General features: G+C 57.6%; 17 protein-coding genes, 1 pseudogene and 1 riboswitch. Of the genes and pseudogenes, 15 read left to right on the plus strand and 3 right to left on the minus strand.

What is annotated here, in order from left to right; all coding sequences use genetic code 11:
• Window positions 1–45: 45 nt before the first annotated feature.
• Window positions 46–1,485, minus strand: a complete 1,440-nt coding sequence (locus ADN00_RS02755) for a histidine kinase N-terminal 7TM domain-containing diguanylate cyclase (protein WP_075061424.1) — start codon at window positions 1,483–1,485, stop codon at window positions 46–48.
• A 194-nt stretch (window positions 1,486–1,679) separates the two neighbouring features.
• On the minus strand, window positions 1,680–2,894 hold the full coding sequence (locus ADN00_RS02760) for an MFS transporter (RefSeq protein ID WP_075061425.1): 1,215 nt from the start codon (window positions 2,892–2,894) through the stop codon (window positions 1,680–1,682).
• A 721-nt stretch (window positions 2,895–3,615) separates the two neighbouring features.
• Here ADN00_RS02760 and msrA point away from each other — a divergent pair.
• The 14 genes from msrA to ADN00_RS02835 all read left to right on the plus strand — a co-directional run bounded on the left by msrA (window position 3,616) and on the right by ADN00_RS02835 (window position 17,790).
• Window positions 3,616–4,164, plus strand: coding sequence for a peptide-methionine (S)-S-oxide reductase MsrA (msrA, locus tag ADN00_RS02765; RefSeq protein ID WP_075061426.1), 549 nt, complete (start codon window positions 3,616–3,618; stop codon window positions 4,162–4,164).
• A gap of 21 nt (window positions 4,165–4,185) precedes the next feature.
• Window positions 4,186–4,602, plus strand: coding sequence for a DUF1801 domain-containing protein (locus ADN00_RS02770; protein ID WP_075061427.1), 417 nt, complete (start codon window positions 4,186–4,188; stop codon window positions 4,600–4,602).
• Between the two features lie 36 nt (window positions 4,603–4,638).
• A complete protein-coding gene (locus tag ADN00_RS02775; protein WP_075061428.1) occupies window positions 4,639–5,268 on the plus strand; it encodes an HAD hydrolase-like protein in 630 nt (209 codons plus the stop codon).
• Between the two features lie 114 nt (window positions 5,269–5,382).
• On the plus strand, window positions 5,383–6,357 hold the full coding sequence (locus ADN00_RS02780) for a DMT family transporter (RefSeq protein WP_075061429.1): 975 nt from the start codon (window positions 5,383–5,385) through the stop codon (window positions 6,355–6,357).
• A gap of 18 nt (window positions 6,358–6,375) precedes the next feature.
• A complete protein-coding gene (locus ADN00_RS02785; protein WP_075061430.1) occupies window positions 6,376–7,026 on the plus strand; it encodes a hypothetical protein in 651 nt (216 codons plus the stop codon).
• Between the two features lie 117 nt (window positions 7,027–7,143).
• A complete protein-coding gene (locus ADN00_RS02790; RefSeq protein WP_075061431.1) occupies window positions 7,144–8,388 on the plus strand; it encodes an MDR family MFS transporter in 1,245 nt (414 codons plus the stop codon).
• 22 nt (window positions 8,389–8,410) lie between these two features.
• On the plus strand, window positions 8,411–9,067 hold the full coding sequence (locus ADN00_RS02795; RefSeq protein WP_075061432.1) for a class I SAM-dependent methyltransferase: 657 nt from the start codon (window positions 8,411–8,413) through the stop codon (window positions 9,065–9,067).
• 40 nt (window positions 9,068–9,107) lie between these two features.
• Window positions 9,108–9,168: riboswitch (Fluoride riboswitch) on the plus strand.
• A gap of 20 nt (window positions 9,169–9,188) precedes the next feature.
• Window positions 9,189–9,569: a fluoride efflux transporter CrcB gene (gene crcB / locus ADN00_RS02800; RefSeq protein ID WP_075061433.1), complete on the plus strand. Its 381-nt coding sequence runs from the start codon at window positions 9,189–9,191 to the stop codon at window positions 9,567–9,569.
• A 2-nt stretch (window positions 9,570–9,571) separates the two neighbouring features.
• Window positions 9,572–9,913, plus strand: coding sequence for a DUF190 domain-containing protein (locus ADN00_RS02805; RefSeq protein WP_075061434.1), 342 nt, complete (start codon window positions 9,572–9,574; stop codon window positions 9,911–9,913).
• A 98-nt stretch (window positions 9,914–10,011) separates the two neighbouring features.
• A complete protein-coding gene (locus ADN00_RS02810; RefSeq protein WP_075061435.1) occupies window positions 10,012–13,992 on the plus strand; it encodes a histidine kinase N-terminal 7TM domain-containing protein in 3,981 nt (1,326 codons plus the stop codon).
• A 20-nt stretch (window positions 13,993–14,012) separates the two neighbouring features.
• Window positions 14,013–15,014, plus strand: coding sequence for a response regulator (locus ADN00_RS02815; protein WP_075061470.1), 1,002 nt, complete (start codon window positions 14,013–14,015; stop codon window positions 15,012–15,014).
• Window positions 15,015–15,393: 379 nt separating this feature from the next.
• Window positions 15,394–15,756: a hypothetical protein gene (locus ADN00_RS02825; protein WP_075061437.1), complete on the plus strand. Its 363-nt coding sequence runs from the start codon at window positions 15,394–15,396 to the stop codon at window positions 15,754–15,756.
• 88 nt (window positions 15,757–15,844) lie between these two features.
• A complete protein-coding gene (locus tag ADN00_RS02830; RefSeq protein WP_075061438.1) occupies window positions 15,845–16,615 on the plus strand; it encodes a sulfite exporter TauE/SafE family protein in 771 nt (256 codons plus the stop codon).
• A gap of 71 nt (window positions 16,616–16,686) precedes the next feature.
• Window positions 16,687–17,790, plus strand: coding sequence for an aminopeptidase (locus ADN00_RS02835; RefSeq protein WP_075061439.1), 1,104 nt, complete (start codon window positions 16,687–16,689; stop codon window positions 17,788–17,790).
• Here ADN00_RS02835 and ADN00_RS19665 read toward each other — a convergent pair.
• Window positions 17,780–17,959, minus strand: coding sequence for a hypothetical protein (locus ADN00_RS19665; protein WP_152966236.1), 180 nt, complete (start codon window positions 17,957–17,959; stop codon window positions 17,780–17,782). The genes ADN00_RS02835 and ADN00_RS19665 overlap by 11 nt on opposite strands.
• Between ADN00_RS19665 and ADN00_RS02840 the strand changes: the two are divergent.
• Window positions 17,958–18,338 (plus strand): annotated as a pseudogene (locus ADN00_RS02840) (YbaN family protein); the annotation flags it as partial. The gene ADN00_RS19665 and the pseudogene ADN00_RS02840 sit on opposite strands and share 2 nt — an antisense overlap.
• Window positions 18,339–18,372 lie beyond the last annotated feature (34 nt).

Raw genomic sequence — 18,372 nt, forward strand, 5'->3', positions numbered from 1 at the left:
TGATCAGTATTGCCCATAATATGCGAAAATTGGCAGCCAGGTAGGCTACCAATTTTTTGTTTTTTCGTTTTTATTCGATTTGCAGCTAATTTTTGGGGCTGTTTCCAAATTCTTTAGAGACAGCCCCAGTCGTTCGGCCGCGGCGCGGGCCGCGCTCTCGTCCACATCCACCAGCAGCAAGGCGAACTCCTCACCGCCCAGCCGGCCAAAAATGTCCATCACGCGCAGTTCCGCCTGAACGGCGTTTGCAAACGCGGCCAGCGCGCGGTCACCGATGGCGTGTCCGTGCGCGTCATTCACCAGCTTGAAATGATCCAGATCAATCATCATCACCGCCACATGATAGTCCTTCAGGCGCTGAACGCGGTACATTTCGCGCTGGCACAATTCCAAAAAGTGGCGGCGGTTGTAGATACCGGTCAGATCATCGCGGGTGGCCAGCGCCTGCAGGCGGTTAAGAAACTCCACGCGCTCGCTGATATCCCGCGCGGTGATCACCCAGCCAATCACCAGACCACCGCTTTTCATCACCGGCTGAATGCGCAGGTCAAACGTGCGGCCGGGCTGCGCCTCAAATTGGACGTCTTTGTGCGCCACACCTTGCTCCAGCAGTCCCGCAACCTCCAGCAGATCGCGGCTGCCAATTTCTGTGGGCTGCTTGCCCACAAACTCTTTCGGCAGGTGGAACACATCGCGGGCAGCCGGATTGGCCTCACTGATGCGCGTCTTGTGGTCCAGAATCATCACCAGATCGCTCATCTGCCCGATCATCACGTCGCGCGCCAGGGGCAGCAGATCCAAAAACTGGTAGCGGAACAGCGTCCAGGCCAGAATCACCCCCGATAGACTGAACACCGCTGTGGTGTAGTTGTAGTAGCGCACCGGCGAGTAACCCAATACATACAGCATATCTGTGATCGCCGGCAGCAGGATCGACACCAGCAGCAGCTGCGCCTGCGTCTGGTACATACCCTCCATGCGAACCATGGCCTTCACCAGCAGAAAAAGGGCCGCCAGCAAGATCAGGTAGTTCAACGGCGCGTGCACATAATAAAACCAGAACTGGTAATCTTGCACCAGCACCGGGAAAGGCGCCAGCGTGCTGCTGATGAATGGGGTTCCATAAAACCAGTGGTGCAGCGGATTGGTCCAGATCACCAGGTTGGTCAGGGCGGGTAACAGAAGCAAAGCGGTTTTAACGCCGCGCGCCGCTTTCTGGCCGGTCAGCGCCAGCACCAAAAAGACCCAGGCCGTGGGCAGAAAGGTGATCCCCAAAAACTGGATTTTGGCCCAAAACAGCTTGCCCTCCAGCGCGGGGGAAGCCGTTTCAAAGCAAAAGAAAACCACCCACACCAGGCCGCAGACCATTAATGCCAGAAAAGCCTTGCCCGTGTCGGTTTGGCGGTAGCGCCAGCTAAAGCCAATCACTCCCATCGTGATCAGCGCGGCCAGCAGAAAGAGCCATAATCCCGGCGTATAAACCATTGACGATCAGTCACCTTCTCCGAATTTTCTCTATTTTCCCTGATATGGTTATACCCCATTTAGGTATCCAACACTGTAAAAACAATCTAAAACTTTGCCTCTCTGCCCCCGCCACAATCGGTGCGCAATAACGAAGCGTTGCCTCTTAAAAAAATGCCTGCTCACGCAGGCATGAGAAAACCACCCATGATGGATTAATCCAACGCCGCCTGGCGCTTGCCCATCCACAAAGAGGCAAAGTACAGAACCAGCAGCAGCACGATGAGGGACACCAGAAACACGGGAATCACCTCCAGCGAGATGCGCCGCGCCAGCGCGCCTGCCAGGGCCGGCAGCAGCGCGCCGCCCAACCCAGACGCGCTGATCTGCATACCGATGGTGTTGGCCGCGTGCCGCGCGCTTACCCGCCGCCCTGTGCTGGAGACCAGCGCCGGGAAGATGGGCGCGATGGAAAAGCCCACCACAGCGATGCCGATCAGGCTGACCGTGTCCGACGGATTCCACAGCAACAGCAGCGCCCCCGCCAGTGCCGAAAGCATGCTGCCGCGCAGCAGCAGGTCGGTGCCGGCCTTTTGCGCGTACAGACCGGCCAGCACGCGCCCCACCGTGAACATGCCCCAGTAACCGCCCGCCAACAGGCCGGCTGTCTCTGGCGCAATACCACGCGACTCGGTCAGCAGGCTGTAAGACCAGTGTCCCAGGGTCAATTCCACACCAACATAGACGAAGAACAGCAGCACGCTTACCCACACGCCCACCTGGCGCACGGTCTCGCGCATCGAAGTCTTGTAATCCAGCAGGCGTTTGTCTTCTTCTTGCTTCGCGCTGCCGTCTTCACGCTTCCACATCCCGGCCGTCACCGCGAAACAGGCCGCCAGCGCGATCTGCGCGCTGCCCACCACCAGGTAACCGGTGCGCCAGGTCTGAAAGAGGTTAATCCCGGCCGTCATGATAATGGGACCCAGGGTCACACCAATGCCAAAGCTGGCGTGCAGCCATTGCATCAGTCCCTCGCCGTGCTCAGAGGCAATGTAGGTATTAATCCCGGCGTCAATCGCCCCCGCGCCCAGGCCGCCCACCACACCCAGCGCCACAATCAGCCAGTAGGCCGGCGCCAACGTGTAGCCGATCAGCCCCGCCCCGGTGAGCATACAGCTCACCGCCAACAGGCGTCCCACCCCCAGGCGCGCCATCACCTTGCCGCTAAAGAAACTGGAGGTTAAATAGCCGATCATACTGGCAATCAGCATCAGCCCCAGTGCGTCCAGCGGCATGCCGAAATCTTTACGCATCGAAGGCCAGGCCACCCCCAGCAAGCCGTCCGGCAGCCCTAAAGAAATAAAAGCGATATACGCCAGCAAAATCAAACCCAGTTTCGAGCGGGTTTTGGTTAACGTCGTCGAAGCCATGCGCGTCTCCTCTAATAAACTTAAAGATTGATTTTACCGCAAAAACCAATCCCCGCACGCAGGGGCAGCGGGGTAGGGTGGTGTGGAGGGCGACCAAAACACATTAGTTCATTAAATTATCTCGAGGTCGCCCGCAACCCACCATCTTTCTTGGCACCCATAAGGAAACGGTGGGTTTCGGGCGGACAACGGGCTGTAAGCAAAATCTCCTCGTCAATGTCCTGAACCTAACATCTTATCTCGCCAGCAGCCACACCGCCTTCGATTCCTAATGATCAGCAGAGTAGGGTGGTGTGGAGGGCGACCAAAACAAATCAGTTCATTAAATTATCTTGAGGTCGCCCGTAACCCACCATCTTTCTTGGTACCCATAAGGAAACGGTGGGTTGAGGGCGGAGACGGCAATCTTTCGACTCAAAGAAAATTATCCGCCCTCAACACCACCCTACGCCAGAACCCCATTCTTCTGTAGGGGCGGATGGCCATCCGCCCGAAAATCACGCGAGCTGTGATGCGCCGCTATCCAATGCTGGTGGGTTTCGGGCGGGTTCAAGATTAGTTTTGACTCAAAGCAGATTATCCGCCCTCAACACCACCCTACCGCAGAGCGGGTGCAAGCCGCGCCTCATACACCGCTCTGGCATCCCCCTCCAATTCCTATATAATATAGATATAAACTATCCAAATTTACCGCGCGCCGCGCGGCTGCAGGAGAAACACCATGAACGTCCAACCAACCCTCGAAACCACCACCCTGGCCGGAGGCTGCTTCTGGTGCCTTGAAGCCGTCTACGATCAGCTCAAAGGCGTCAAAGATGTGGTCTCTGGTTACGCGGGCGGCAGCGTCCGCAACCCCAGTTACCGCGAGGTGTGCACCGGCCGCACCGGGCACGCCGAAGTGATTCAAATTCAATTCGACCCGCAAGAGATCAGCTTCCGCCAGATTCTGGAGGTCTTTTTCACCATCCACGACCCCACCACCCTCAACCGCCAGGGCGCGGACGTGGGCACGCAGTACCGCTCGGCCATCTTTTACCATAGTCCCGCCCAAAAAGAGACTGCCGAAGCCCTCATCCGCGAGCTGGAAGCCGCCCAACTGTGGCCCGATCCGATCATCACCGAGGTAACCGCCTTCGACCAGTTTTACCCCGCCGAAGACTATCACCAGGAGTACTTCGCCCGCAACCCCGGGCAGGGTTACTGCCGCGTGGTGATCGCCCCCAAAGTGGCCAAATTCCGCAAGCTGTACCTGGAACGGCTCAAAGCCTGACCTTTACCCAAGGAGGCGGCCTTGTACGAACTGAAAACCAAAATCAACGACCAACCGGTGGAAGCGTTTCTCAACAAGGTTGAAGACCCCCAAAAGCAGCAAGACAGCTTCGCCATACTGGATATGATGGCCGAGATCACCGGGCAGCCCCCGCGCATGTGGGGCGACAGCCTGGTGGGGTTTGGCAAGTACCAGTACAAATACGCCAGCGGGCACCAGGGTGAATGGTTTTTGGTGGGCTTCTCACCGCGCAAGCAGAACCTGACCCTTTATTTCATGTCTGGCTTCGACGAGTACGACGGCCTGGTGGCGAAACTGGGCAAATACAAAACCGGCAAGTCTTGCTTGTATATCAAGAAACTGGAAGATGTGAATCAGGGCGTGCTGCGGGAACTCATCGAATTGTCGATCAAACTCATGCGCGCCAGCAGCGCCTAGCCGCGCCAAAAATCCAGTACAATACACACCAGACCGGTGAACTATCCACTCTGCATCTTCGACTTCGACGGCACCCTGGCCGATTCCTTCCCCTGGCTCAACGGCGTGATCAACCAGGTGATGCAGGCGCACCACCTCAAGCCGCTCAGCCCCGAAGAAATCGACCTGCTGCGCGCTGGCGACGGCCAGCGCGTGATTCAGGCACGCTCGCTGCCTTTCTGGAGAATTCCCATCATCGCCCGCGACATGCGCCGCCGCATGCGCGCCGACGCGCGCCAGATTCATCCCTTCCCCGGCGTGGCTTCCACCCTGCAAAGCCTGGCTGATCGCGGCGCGCGGCTGGCCATCGTCAGCTCCAACGCCCGCGAAAACGTGGAAAGCGTGCTGGGCGCGCAGACCTGCGCCCTCATCCAGCGTTTTGAATGCAGCGTGCCCATTCACGGTAAAGCGCGTGTGCTGCGGCGCGTCTCCCGGCGCATGAACCTGCCGCCGTCCCAGGCCATCTACATTGGCGACGAGCTGCGCGACCTGCAGGCCGCCCGCCAGGCGGGCATGCCCTTTGGCGCGGTCAGTTGGGGCTACAATACTCTGGCCGCCCTGCAGGCCGGCCAACCAGAAGAGGTCTTCACCCGCTTCGAAGACATCCTCACCCTGTTCGCATCCTGACGCCCGCCCGCGGACTCAGGCTGCCCCAGTTTGCGAACTTCTTTCCTTTTCCACTATCCACGCCCCGCGGAATCGGCTACAATCCCATGCAGATTTGATTCCCCGGAGCTTCCCATGAACCAGCCCTCCACCAACCTCGCGCGTGGATACCCCATCGCCCTGCTCAGCACGGTCTTTCTATCCACCACCGCCATCTTTATTCGTTACCTCATCACCACCTACCAGCCGCCCGCTCTGCTGCTGGCCTTCTGGCGCGCGGCGCTGGCCGCCGTCGTGCTGATCACCGTCCTCGCCCTGGTGAAACCCGCCCTGCTGCGCGTTACCCGCGCCCAGCTCGGCTATCTGGTGCTGTACGGCCTGCTGCTGTGCGCCTTCAATTCCCTGTGGACCCTCTCGGTGGCCATCAACGGCGCGGCCGTTTCCAATGTGCTGGTCTACTGCTCCACCGCCTTCACCGCCCTGCTGGGTTGGTGGCTGCTCAAAGAGCGCCTCACCCCGCTGCGCCTGCTGGTGGTGGTGATCTGCTTCTCCGGCTGCGTGTTTGTCTCCCAGGCCTACACCCCCCAGGTGTGGAGCGCCAACCTCTCCGGCATTCTGGCCGGGCTGCTTTCCGGGTTGGGATACGCCGCCTACAGCCTGATGGGCCGCTCGGCCTCACAGCGCGGGCTGAACCCCTGGAGCACGCTAGCCTACACCTTTTTCTTCGCCGCCTTCTTCCTCGGCCTGCTTAACCTGCTGCCCTTCCCCATCCCCGCCACGCTGGACGACCCCGCCCGCTTCCTCTGGTTTGGCAGCGCCTGGCAGGGCTGGGGTCTGCTGTTCTTGCTGGCCGCCGTTCCCACCCTGATGGGCTACGGCCTCTACATGGTCAGCCTTTCCTTCCTGCCCTCCAGCACCGCCAACCTGATCGCCACCGTCGAACCCGTGCTGACCATCTTCATCGCCTTCTTCTTCCTCGGCGAGCGCCTCAGCCTCGACCAGATTTTCGGCAGCGCGTTGATCATTGGCGGCGTGGTGCTGCTGCGCGTGTTTGAGGGCCGCCGCGCGCCCAGCCCGGCCGCCGTGGAACCCGCCAGTTTGTCCTCATAAATCGCTCTGGAGAGACCCATGCCCGCCCCCCGTGTTCCCTTCGATCAGCTCTACGCGCGCTTCAACGCCCCCATCGCGGATTTCGACTGCGGGCAGTTATGCGCGCCAAACAACCCCAGCGGCAAACCCTTCTGCTGCGACATCTGCCAGGCCGTGCCGGCTGCCTACCGGCAGGAATGGGAATACTTGCAAGGCAATACCAATTTATGGCACCGCTGGCGGCCGGAGGAATGCGGCCAGCCAGCCTTTGATCCTGATGCCGAGATTGATGGCCTGCCTGAGAACATGCTCCTGCTGGCCTGCCAGGGACCCCGGCACTGCCAGCGCGACTTCCGAGCGCTGAGTTGCCGCCAGTTTCCCTTCTTCCCCTTCGTCAGCGAAGACTACCGCTTCATCGGGCTGGCCTGCTATTGGGAATATGAAAAAGTCTGCTGGGTCATCCAGCATTTGGAGGCGGTCAGCGACACATACCGCCAGCAGTTTGTGGCCGCCTTTGACGAGCTGTTCGACCGCTGGCCGGACGAGTTGAACAGCTACGCGGACCTTTCGCTGGAGCTGTGCGAGGTCTTCCAGACGCGCCGCCGCCGCGTGCCCATTCTGCACCGCAACGGCGGCTTCTACCTGCTCAGTCCCGCCTCGCAGCGATTAAGGCGCGCCGCTCTGCCCTGACGCCCCCATTTCCAGCCCAATTTTCCCCAACTGGCCTGGCCACCTGGCCTGTGGTAAAGCCGTTTGCCTGTGTTATGATACCCATATCGCATTGTTTTTTTCTCAGGACGGTTTCCCTTGATCGGCACATTACAGCGCACCTTTCGTGAATATCCCAAAAAGTTTTGGATCGTCGTCGGCGTTTCCTTTATTGACCATATCGGCGGCACCCTGCTCTTTCCTTTCTTCTCGCTCTACATCACCCAGAAGTTCGGTGTGGGCATGACCCAGGCCGGCATGGTGCTGGGGCTTTTTTCCATCTTCGGGCTGTTGGGCGGCTTCATCGGCGGCGCGCTGACCGATAAATTTGGCCGCCGTAAGCTGATCCTCTTCGGTCTCATCTTCAGCGCGCTCAGCACCCTCTCGCTGGGCCTGGTGAACGAGTTTTCGATGCTCATCCCCCTGGCGGTGGTGATTGGGCTGCTCTCCGATATGGCCGGCCCGGCCCACTCCGCCATGATCGCTGACATCCTGCCCGAGAACCAGCGCCAGGAAGGCTTCGGCATTCTGCGCGTGGTCTCCAATATGTCCTGGATCATCGGTCCCACCATTGGCGGCATCGTCGCCAACCAATCGTTCTTTGCCCTCTTTGTCATCGACGCGGCCGTTAGCTGCCTGGTGGCGCTGCTCTTCTTCCTCTTCATGCCAGAAACCAAACCGCAGAGCAGCGAAGAGAGCCAGCGCGAAAGCATGCTGGACACCTTCAAAGGCTACGCGGTTGCCCTGCGCGACTTCGCCTTCATGGCCTTCCTCTTCGCCGGCATCCTCATGGGACTGGTCTATCAGCAGCTCTACAATTCGCTCTCGGTTTACCTGCGCGACCAGCATGGCATCGACCCGCAGGGCTACGGCTTTCTGCTCACTGCCAGCGCCGTTGTGGTGATTCTATTCCAGTTCTCCATCTCGCGCTGGATGAAGTACCGCCCGCCGTTTGCGATGATGGCCGCCGGCACGCTCTTTTACATGGTCGGTTTTGGCATGTTTGGCGTGGTTTCGCATTATGTGCTGTTCGTGCTGGCTGTGATGATCATCACCCTGGGCGAGATGCTGGTGGTGCCCACCTCACAGGCGCTGGCCGCCAACTTTGCCCCCGAAGAGATGCGCGGGCGCTACATGGCCGTCTTTGGGCTGATGTGGATGCTGCCCGCCACCATCGGCCCCGGCATGGCCGGCGTCATTCTCGACAATTACAACCCCAACCTGCTCTGGTACATCGGTGCCGTGTTGTGCGCCGCGGCTGCCCTGGCATTTTATGCGCTGCACGTGCGCCTGGGCGCGCAGGCGCGCTTCGCCCCCGCCGAACAGGAATCAGCCGCCGGATAAGCGTTCATCCCTGGAGATTTACATGGAAGACCTCACCCGCCAGCGGAAAGAAAAATCCATCTGGGAAAAAATGGCCGCCAGCTACGACAACAATGTGCTGGCCAACTTTGAGGAAGCCTACCGCAATTCGATTGAAAAAAGCATCCAGGCTGTCAGCCGCGAAGATCGCGTGCTGGAAATCGGCTGCGGAACCGGCCTGATTACCCTGGGAGTGGCCCCGCACGTCAGACAGATCGAAGCCGTTGATATCACCCCGCAGATGATCACCATCGCCCAGCGCAAAGCCGCCCAGCAAGGCGTGAAGAACGTCCAGTTCCAGGTCTACGACGGCTACGCTCTGCCCTATGAAGACGCTTCATTTGACGCGGTGCTGCTCTTCAATATCCTGCACATTGTTAAAGAGCCGCACACCTTGCTGCGAGAAGCGCGCCGCCTGCTCAAACCCGGCGGCAGCCTCATCACCGCCACCGACTGCTACGCCGAACCCGTGCCCTTCCATATCCGCGTCAGGCTCAGCCTGCAGCGCGCGCTGCATTGGCTGGGCGTCATTCCCTTTGTGCGCTACTATCGCAAAGCCCAGCTGCACAGCCTGTTCGAGCAAAACGGCTTTCAAATCCGGCAGACGGCCGCCCTGCAAACCATTCCACGCAACGAATACGTGTTGGCCTCAAAAGTTTAAGCCGTCCATACACCAATAGCTTGGGGTATAATGGGGCGGATTTTTTATTGGTGATGGAGTCCACCGTTAATTGCTTTATTGCTGATGACTCCTGGATTTTTGCACAGGAGTTTTTCAAGAAATGAAGCAAATCATCGTCATTGGCCTGGGAGGATTCCTGGGGGCCATTATGCGCTATGGGTTGAGCTCGTTTGTTCAATCCGCGCTGCGAAATGTCAACTTTCCCTACGGCACCCTGATCGTCAACCTGCTGGGATGCTTTATCATTGGGTTGCTTTCGGCACTCGCTGAACTGCGTCCCTTCCCCCCCGAACTTCGCACCTTTCTGATGGTAGGCCTGCTGGGAGCTTTTACTACCTTTTCCACCTTCAGTAATGAATCGTTTAACCTCTTGCGCGGCGGCGAAAATAGCCTATGCTTAATCAATATAGGCATGCACTTACTCGCCGGATTGGGTATGGTTTGGATGGGCCGCCTGCTGGCCGGCCAGATTTGGAGCTGAAGATGCGGCTGGAAGAAAATGGCTACCTGCTAAGAATCTTTATTGGCGAAGCCGATAAGCACGAAGGCAAGTTGTTGTATGAATGGCTGGTGATCCAGGCTCGCCAGGCCGGGCTGGCCGGCGCCACGGTGCTGCGCGGCATCATGGGCTTTGGCCCCAGCAGCCGCATTCAGACCAGTAAAATTCTGATGCTCTCAGAAGACATGCCGGTGGTGGTGGAAATTGTAGACAGCAAAGAAAACCTGGAAGAGTTCCTGGCGCGCGTCGAAAATGCCATTGTCGAAGGCCTGGTTACCCTCGAAAAAGCCACCGTACGGCTTTATCGCGGGCGCCCGCGTGAATAGCACCTTTTTTTGTCGTTAATTTCCTAAAAACGGTCAAGTATTTCCCATTTCAACCGAAAATAACCTCCAGGACAACCCTTACCCACTCAAGGTGTGCCATGGAGCAGCAATCCAATATTCCCATTATCCTCATGGTCTCAGCCGCGGCTATTTCTTTCTCTGTGGCCCTTTATTCCATGCGGACGCTTTCCAGCAGCATCAAAAAGAACCTGGCCTTTGTCATGGCCGCTTCCTTTATTTGGGCGCTGGCCTCTGCCGGCGAATTCGCTTCCATCTCGTACCAGGCCAGGGTCTTCTGGGCAAAAATCTCCTATATCGGCATTGTCAGCCTGCCCGTTGCCTGGCTGACCTTCACAGCCTTTTACACTCAGCACCCATTTTGGACCCGGCGGCCAACCCGACACCTGTTGTGGATCATTCCCACACTAACCATGCTGCTCGTCATCACCAATGAACACCACGGGCTGATCTGGTCGTCCATCCGCCCCATCTCCAATTCGCCGGGAGCCTGGCTTATTTACAGCTACGGACCAGCATTCTGGCTGCACACCGGCTATTCCTACCTGGCTACCGTGTTGGGAGCTGGTTTTCTCATCCAAATGGCGGTTCGCTCGCACAGGCATTACCGCAACCAGGCTGTGTTGATGATCTTCAGCGCGCTGGCCCCTTTCCTGGGCAATATCCTCTATGTTTTTAACCTTGCTCCCTGGCCGGGGCTGGATCTGACCCCGCTCACTTTTTCCGTCACCGGCGTGCTGCTGGTGTTTGGCCTGTTTCGTTTACAGATGCTGTACCTCAATCCCATCGCCCGCGAAGCCATTTTTGACCGCATGAACGAGGGACTGTTGGTGCTGAACCTGGAATACGTGATTGCCGACATCAACCCGGCTGCCATGCGCATCCTGCGCTGCGAGCATGCCAAAGCCATTGGACAGCCGTTCACCAGCTTTTTTCCCAGCCTTACCCGCCTGCATTACAACCTGATTCAGCAAAACGAATTTCGACTGGAACTCACCTTTGAAGATCAGTGGCTGGAGCTAAGCCTTTCTCCCCTGCTTGACCGCGGCGGGCAGATAACCGGTCACCTGGTGCTCATTCGCGACGTGAGCGCCCAGAAACTGGCTGAGCTGGAACTGCAAACCCAGCGTGAATTCTTCTCCAAAGTGACTAACGCCACCAATAACGGCATTATCGTCTCTGACCGTGATGACAGGTTCGACTATGTCAACCCGGCCTTTGCAAAACTGGTTGGCGCGCCTGAAGAACTGATTCTCGGAGAGGAAATTGTCCATTTTGTTGACCCGCAAGAAATCCCCATGCTCAGGATTCAAAAACAGCTCCGTCTGGCAGGAGAAAGCACCTCTTTTGAGCTGCGCCTGCGCGGGGCCGATGAGAAAATCATTCCTGTATTGGTGAACGCGGTTCCCCGCATGGATGAAGATCAGATCAACGGTTCCATCGCCGTGATCACCGACCTTACTGAACGCAAAGCCATAGAGACCAGCTTGCTTTACCGCGAAGCCCTGGAGAAAAAACTGGTCGAGCTGTCCACCGAATTTGTCAATTTGCCCACCGCTGATCTGGACCAGGCGTTCAATCGCTCTTTGCAAAAAATTGGGGAATTTTGTCAGGTAGACCGTGCTTACATCTTCCTGCTCGATCCCGCTAAAACGTCCATGAGCAACTCTCACGAATGGTGCGCCGCGGGTATCTCTCCTGAAATCGACAATCTCCAGCAAATCCCTACTGAAATCCTGCCGATGTGGATGAGCAAGCTGCTGCAATTTGAAAACATCTACATTCCTCAGGTTAAAGAGCTGCCCGAATCCTGGCGCACCGAGCGAGAAATTCTCGAATCGCAGGGCATCCACTCTCTGGTGGTCGTACCCATGGTTCATTCTTCAACCCTGATCGGCTTTACCGGTTTCGACTCGGTCAATCGCGTCCGAGCCTGGAAAGAAGATGAAATTCAGCTCCTGCGTATTCTGGGCGACCTGTTCGCCAGCGCCATCCAGCGCCGCAACAACGAGCAAGCTTTGCTGGAAATGAACGACCAGTTGCTCCACTCTACCACTCTGGCTAATGAAATGGCCGCCCAAGCCGAAGCCGCCAACCTGGCAAAAAGCCAGTTCCTGGCTAACATGAGCCACGAGATCCGCACCCCGCTGAACGGCATCGTAGGCATGACCAGTCTGCTGCTCAACAGCAGTCTCACCGACCAACAAAAACGGTTCGCCCAAACCATCAACCACAGTGCCGAATCGCTCACCGCCATTATCAACGACATCCTCGATTTTTCGCGCATCGAGGCCGAAAAACTGGAATTTGAACAAATTGAGCTGAACGTTACCAACATTCTGGAAGAAATCGGCGACTCCTTCAGCCTGCGCGCCCAAGAAAAAGGTCTGGAGCTGATTTGCACCGCCAGTCCTGGCATCCCCGAAAAATTAATCGGCGACCCCGGCCGCCTGCGCCAGATCTTAACGAACCTGGTCAGTAACGCGATCAAATTTACCCACCAGGGTGAGGTAATTCTCTCTGCGGAGATCCAATCCATGCATCCCAAAGAAGCCTGGATAAACTTTTCCGTCCGCGACACCGGCATTGGCATTGAATCCAGCAAGCTGGAGCTGCTCTTCCAGCCCTTTACTCAGGCAGACGCTTCGATGTCGCGCAATTACGGCGGCACAGGGCTGGGGCTTTCCATTTGCAAGCGCCTGGTGGAAAAAATGGGCGGCGGCATTGAAGTCCACAGCCAGCCGGGGCAGGGTTCGGTTTTCTCTTTTTCTATCCCCCTGCTGCGCAGCGACAAGCCAAAAACCAGCCTGCTCGGTGCTCCGCTCTCTCAGTGCGCTTTCAAAATCCTGGTGGTCGACGATAACGCAGTCCACGGTCAAATCCTGTGTGAAAAACTGACCGCCCTTGGTCACCAGGTAACCTATGCCCCGGCTGCCTCTTCTGCCCTGCGCCTGCTGGGCGATGCCGTAGACATCGGACAGCCTTTTCAGACCGCCTTCATCGATCATTTCATGCCATCGATAAATGGACTGGAACTGAGCCGCATGATCCGCTCTCTACCGTCCCTATCAGACCTGAAAATCATCCTGATGAGCGACGATCAAACATCAATGGACAGCAGCATCCTCAACGACTCTGTCTTTCACACCTTGCAAACCAAACCGCTGCACTGGTCGCGCCTGCCGAAACTTCTTTCCTCCCTGTGCAGCAAACCTTCCTTCGCAGAGTCCCATCCCGACCAGACCAGCCTGCCCAATGATCTTCCGCTCGTTGCCAGCCGCATCAACATCCTGCTCGCCGAAGACAATCCCATTAACCAGGAAGTTGCCTTCACCATGCTTTCTCAGCAGGGCTTTAAGGTGGGCATTGCCCACAACGGTTTGCAGGCCCTTCAGGCTCTGCGTGAACACCCTTTCCATCTGGTGCTGATGGACATGCAAATGCCGGAGATGGATGGGCTGGAGGCGACCCGCCAGATTCGCCAGCCGCACTCCGGTGTGCTTGATTCCCAAGTACCCATCATCGCCATGACCGCCAACGCCCTGCGCGGCGATCAGGAGACATGTCTGCAGGCCGGCATGAACGACTACATTGCCAAACCCTTTGATCTACCCCAACTGCTGGAAAAAGTGTTTCGATGGGTGGGCCAACAGTCCCCTATTGGCGCCGCGCCCACCATCCAAGAATCACAATCCCTTGCCACGCATGGCGAAAGCGCACCCGTCATCGACTTTGAACGCCTTTGCCAGCGCCTGATGGGCGACCGCCAGCTGGCAGTAGAACTGCTTGCCAAGACCAGCCAGCGTCTGCCCAATGACCTGCAATCCATTCAAGACGCCGCTGGCAGCCAGCAATACGACGCCCTGATGAAAGCCGCGCACAAGCTCAAAGGGACTGCTGCGACGCTCTCTGCCGAGGGACTGCGCCAGGCCTGCGAGGCCCTCGAAGAGGCCAGCCGTGCCGCGTCTCCCAGCGCCATTGAGCCGCGGGTCGCCGCATTATTGGAAGAAACACAAAAATTCAGCCGTTCCGCCCAAGCTATTATTGTTGCCCAACCCTGATGCAAGAAAGCGAACACACCATGAGAATCTTAATTGTAGATGACGACATCATCGCCCAGGCTGCCGCCAAAAAAATATTGGAAACCCACGGCCACCAGACCGTGTTGGCTGAAAACGGTGAAGAAGCCCTGGAAATTCTCAAACAAGACACCATTCAGGTAGTCATTTCCGATTGGAATATGCCGGTGATGGATGGAATTGAACTGTGCAAGCGCATCCGTCAGAATTCACCCCTGGGATATGTTTACTTCATCCTGGTGACCGTGCGCTCTTCCAAAGAAGACCTGCTCACCGGCCTTTCTGCTGGCGCAGACGATTTTGTAACCAAACCCTTCGAGCCCGCCGAGCTGAGCCTGCGCGTGCGTAACGCCGAGCGCGTGCTGGCGCTGGAAACCACCACCCTGACGCTGTTAAGTCTGGCCAAGCTGGCCGAATCCAAAGATACCGACACGGGTAACCACCTTGAGCGGATTCGTGAGTATGCCTTTTTACTCAGCAGCCAGGTGATCAACGCGCCAGATTTTCACGACAATATCCCACCGCGCTTCGCGGAACTTATGTACCAAACCAGCCCGCTGCACGACATTGGCAAAGTCGGCATCCCCGATTATGTGCTGCTCAAACCGGGCAGCTTGAACGATGAAGAATGGCAGATTATGAAGCAGCATGCCGAACTTGGCGCTCAGACCCTGGACGCAGTGTTCATTCAGCATCCGTATGCTGAGTTTTTGCGCATTGCCCGCGATATTGCCTGGGCGCATCACGAACGCTGGGATGGCAGCGGCTACCCGCGCGGCTTGAAAGGTGAAGAAATCCCTCTCTGCGCGCGCATCGTCGCCCTGGCCGATGTCTACGATGCCCTGACGATGAAACGCGTGTACAAGGCGGCTATGCCGCATCAGGTGGCGCGCGGGATCATCCTCGAAGGCAGCGGAAAGCATTTTGACCCGCAAGTGGTGCGGGCCTTCCTGGCCGTTGAAGACCAGTTCATTGCCGTCCAGCATAAATTTCGAGAACAATAGCTGCCGCGCAAGGAGAGATCACGGCGTATCAAACTATTGATAAGCCAATCCGGCAGGCTCACTCGCCTGCTTAAAAGCTAAAGGCGCGTTCCCCTCTGCAAAACCTGCAGGCGCGCCTTTAAGGAATCACCAACGCTCTCATCATACCCTTGGGTGCCGCCTGCCTGTTGCCAATTTGAACGCGAATCGAACTGAAACAAAACAAAAACAACCGAAGCTGCCACCCAAACAGCGAGTCTACCCCCAGCCACAATCAATTCCATCACCTTGAGGCATTTTTATCCAAATTTAACAGGCTTTTGGAGTAATTTAGGCATTAATCAGCATAGAATATGAACATATTCATTCCTAAAAAGATGTGCGCTGCATAGGGGAAAGTATGAAATCACATTGGTTCACCCATCAAGGAAAACGTGTCTGGTTTGCCGATTACTCGCACTTTGGCGTCGAAAGCAAAGACCTGCAAAAAGAGATGGATGAGATCTTTGAAGTGTTGAGCCGCGAAAAACCCGGCTCGGTTCTCACCCTCATCGACGTGACCGGCACGCGCGGCACGCCAGAAAATTTCAACCTGATGCGCGCCATGGCCGTCAGGCTCAACCCTTATGTGCGCAAGCGCGCTGTGATCGGGCTGACCGGTGTGCAGAAAACCTTCTTCGACCTGATCAACAAAGCCTCCGGCGATAAAAACTACATCCGCTTTGAAGACGCCGAAGCGGCCAAAAACTGGCTGGTCGAATAACCCCCAACCGCCAACCATCCCCGGCAAACGCCGCCAACCGCCTGCTCTCAGGGTATACTATCCATCACTCTTTTTTCAGGACGGCTGTATGGAATTTACTTGGCTGCAATACTTGCTCGTCGGCCTGGCGGCTCTGGCCGCCGGGGCGGTGAACGCTCTGGCCGGCGGCGGCACCCTCATCACTTTTCCCATCCTCACCGCGGTGGGCATTCCGGCGGTGGCGGCCAACGTCACCAACACCGTAGCCCTGTGCCCCGGCTATTTTGGCGCGACCTGGGCGCAGTGGAAAGAGATCAAAGAACAGCGCGGGCGCGCCGCTCTGCTGCTGCCGGTCTCTGCGCTGGGCGGCATCATCGGCGGGCTGCTGCTCCTCAACACCGGCGAGCGCGCCTTTCGCGATCTGGTTCCCTACCTGATTCTGCTGGCCTCGCTGCTGCTGGCCGTAGGCGAGCCGCTCAAGGCCTGGCTGGCCCGCCGCGCCAGCCAGCGCCCGTCTTCCCCGCGCAGCCACCACTTCTGGTCGGCCGGGCTGGTGCTGCTGGCCGCCATCTACGGCGGCTACTTCGGCGCGGGGTTGAGTGTGATTGTGCTGGCGGTGTTGGGCCTGGCACTCACCGACTCACTCACCCGCCTGAACGCTCTCAAACAGGCGATTGCCTTCAGCGTCAACATCGCCGCCGCTATCTACTTCCTTTTTTCGGGCAGCGTGGTCTGGCAGGTGGTGCTGCTGATGTGGGTCTGCTCGCTAATTGGTGGCGCGCTGGGCGGCAAGCTGGCCGGGCGCATCCCCGCCCCAACCCTGCGCTGGACGGTGGTTTGCATTGGGGTGGCCGTTTCGGTCATTTACTTCCTGCGCTAAGCCCCCCGCCGCGGCTGTGCTGGTACAATCAAACTACAGCAAGTTCATCTTTCATATAACGAGGCAAACTGATGACAGACATACGCTTAACCAAACTGGCTGACGTGCTGGTTAATTACTCCACCAAAGTGAGAAACGGCGATTGGGTGCATATCCGCGCCGGACTGCCGGCCATGCCGCTGGTGCAAGAGCTGTATTCATCCATCCTCAAAGCGGGCGGCAAGCCCACTTTTTCCATCGTTTCCGATGAATTAGAAGCGCTGGTGCACGAGCAGGCCAGCGACGAGCAGCTTAAATGGCTTTCTCCCCTCGACGAGAAAATCATTTCAGAGGCCGACGTCTACATGGTCATTGTCGCCCCCGAGAACATTCGCGCCATGTCGCGCATCGACCCTGCCCGCCAGCAGGTGCGCCAATCGGGCCGCCGCAAATGGATGGATACCTACCTGAGCCGATCAGCCAATGGCGACCTGCGCTGGGTGCTCACCAACTACCCCTGCCTTTCTCTGGCGCAAGACAGCGGCAAGAGCCTGAGGCAGTACGAAGACTTCTTCTACGCCGCCACCTTCATCGACCAGCCCGACCCGGTGAAATGCTGGCAGCAGGTGCACGACGACCAGGCGCGCCTGATCAACTGGCTCACCGGGCGCAAGCAGGTGCGCATTCAGGGCGTCAACGCCGACCTGACCCTCAGCATCGACGGCCGGCGCTTCCTCAATTCGGATGGCGACTGCAACATGCCCAGCGGAGAGATCTTCACCAGCCCGGTGGAAACCTCGGCCAACGGCTGGGTGCGCTTCACCTACCCGGCCATCCACCTCGGCATGGAAGTGGAAAGCGTGCGTCTGGAGTTCAAAGACGGCAAAGTGGTCAGCGCCAGCGCCGAGAAGAACCAGGACTTCCTGCTCAAAATGCTGGACATGGACGAAGGCTCTCGCTTTTTGGGTGAGCTGGGCATTGGCACCAACTTCGGCATTCAAGAGTTCAGCAAAGATATTCTCTTCGACGAAAAGATCGGCGGATCCTTCCACCTGGCCCTGGGCGCGGGCTTCGGCGAGGCCGGCGGCAAGAATCAGTCTTCCCTGCACTGGGACCTGATCTGCGACGCGCGCGTGGATACCGAAATGCGCGTGGATGGCGACCTGTTCTACCAGAACGGCAAATTTATGGTCTAGCAGTGAGCACCGTGCCGGTCTGCCATGGACGGCGGACCGGCACTATTTTTTTAAAGCCGCCCAAAAAGTACCATCCAAATTGGGGACGGTTGAGAGTGGCTTGTGGATCAATATATTTTATAGTATAATTTAGATAATATTTATCATATATATTGATGATATCAGCCATGAAAAAACGCACCCCCTTTCAAAAATTCATCCTCAGCGCCGCCGGCATTCTGTTTGTCGGCCTCGGCATTCTGGGGATGGTCCTGCCCTTGCTGCCCAGCACGGTCTTCTTCCTGCTGGCGGCGGCGGCTTTTGCTCACAGTTCCGAACGCCTCTACACCTGGCTGATCGAACACAAGCTCTTCGGCAGCCTCATCCGCGACTACCGCCTGTACCGCGCCATTCCGCTGCGCGCGAAAATCACCTCCATCTCGCTGCTGTGGGTAACCATCCTTTACAGCGCGTTTGGGGTGATTGACTCCTGGCCGGTGCGCGTCTTGCTGCTGGCTATCGCCGCGGCTGTTACCATTCACATTCTCACTATTAAAACCTTAAAAAAAGAAGCGCCCCAGCCAAAGGCTGAAGCCGCTTCGG

The sequence above is a fragment of the Ornatilinea apprima genome (assembly GCF_001306115.1).
Taxonomy (GTDB): domain Bacteria; phylum Chloroflexota; class Anaerolineae; order Anaerolineales; family Anaerolineaceae; genus Ornatilinea; species Ornatilinea apprima.

Coding starts and splice junctions, on each gene's coding strand:
- crcB (WP_075061433.1), top strand. CDS start 9,189: ATGAAGCAAATCATCGTCATTGGCCTGGGAGGATTCCTGGGGGCCATT.
- ADN00_RS02810 (WP_075061435.1), top strand. CDS start 10,012: ATGGAGCAGCAATCCAATATTCCCATTATCCTCATGGTCTCAGCCGCG.
- ADN00_RS19665 (WP_152966236.1), bottom strand. CDS start 17,959: ATGGCTGATATCATCAATATATATGATAAATATTATCTAAATTATACT.
- ADN00_RS02835 (WP_075061439.1), top strand. CDS start 16,687: ATGACAGACATACGCTTAACCAAACTGGCTGACGTGCTGGTTAATTAC.
- ADN00_RS02805 (WP_075061434.1), top strand. CDS start 9,572: ATGCGGCTGGAAGAAAATGGCTACCTGCTAAGAATCTTTATTGGCGAA.
- msrA (WP_075061426.1), top strand. CDS start 3,616: ATGAACGTCCAACCAACCCTCGAAACCACCACCCTGGCCGGAGGCTGC.
- ADN00_RS02825 (WP_075061437.1), top strand. CDS start 15,394: ATGAAATCACATTGGTTCACCCATCAAGGAAAACGTGTCTGGTTTGCC.
- ADN00_RS02815 (WP_075061470.1), top strand. CDS start 14,013: ATGAGAATCTTAATTGTAGATGACGACATCATCGCCCAGGCTGCCGCC.
- ADN00_RS02760 (WP_075061425.1), bottom strand. CDS start 2,894: ATGGCTTCGACGACGTTAACCAAAACCCGCTCGAAACTGGGTTTGATT.
- ADN00_RS02830 (WP_075061438.1), top strand. CDS start 15,845: ATGGAATTTACTTGGCTGCAATACTTGCTCGTCGGCCTGGCGGCTCTG.
- ADN00_RS02780 (WP_075061429.1), top strand. CDS start 5,383: ATGAACCAGCCCTCCACCAACCTCGCGCGTGGATACCCCATCGCCCTG.
- ADN00_RS02795 (WP_075061432.1), top strand. CDS start 8,411: ATGGAAGACCTCACCCGCCAGCGGAAAGAAAAATCCATCTGGGAAAAA.
- ADN00_RS02785 (WP_075061430.1), top strand. CDS start 6,376: ATGCCCGCCCCCCGTGTTCCCTTCGATCAGCTCTACGCGCGCTTCAAC.
- ADN00_RS02755 (WP_075061424.1), bottom strand. CDS start 1,485: ATGGTTTATACGCCGGGATTATGGCTCTTTCTGCTGGCCGCGCTGATC.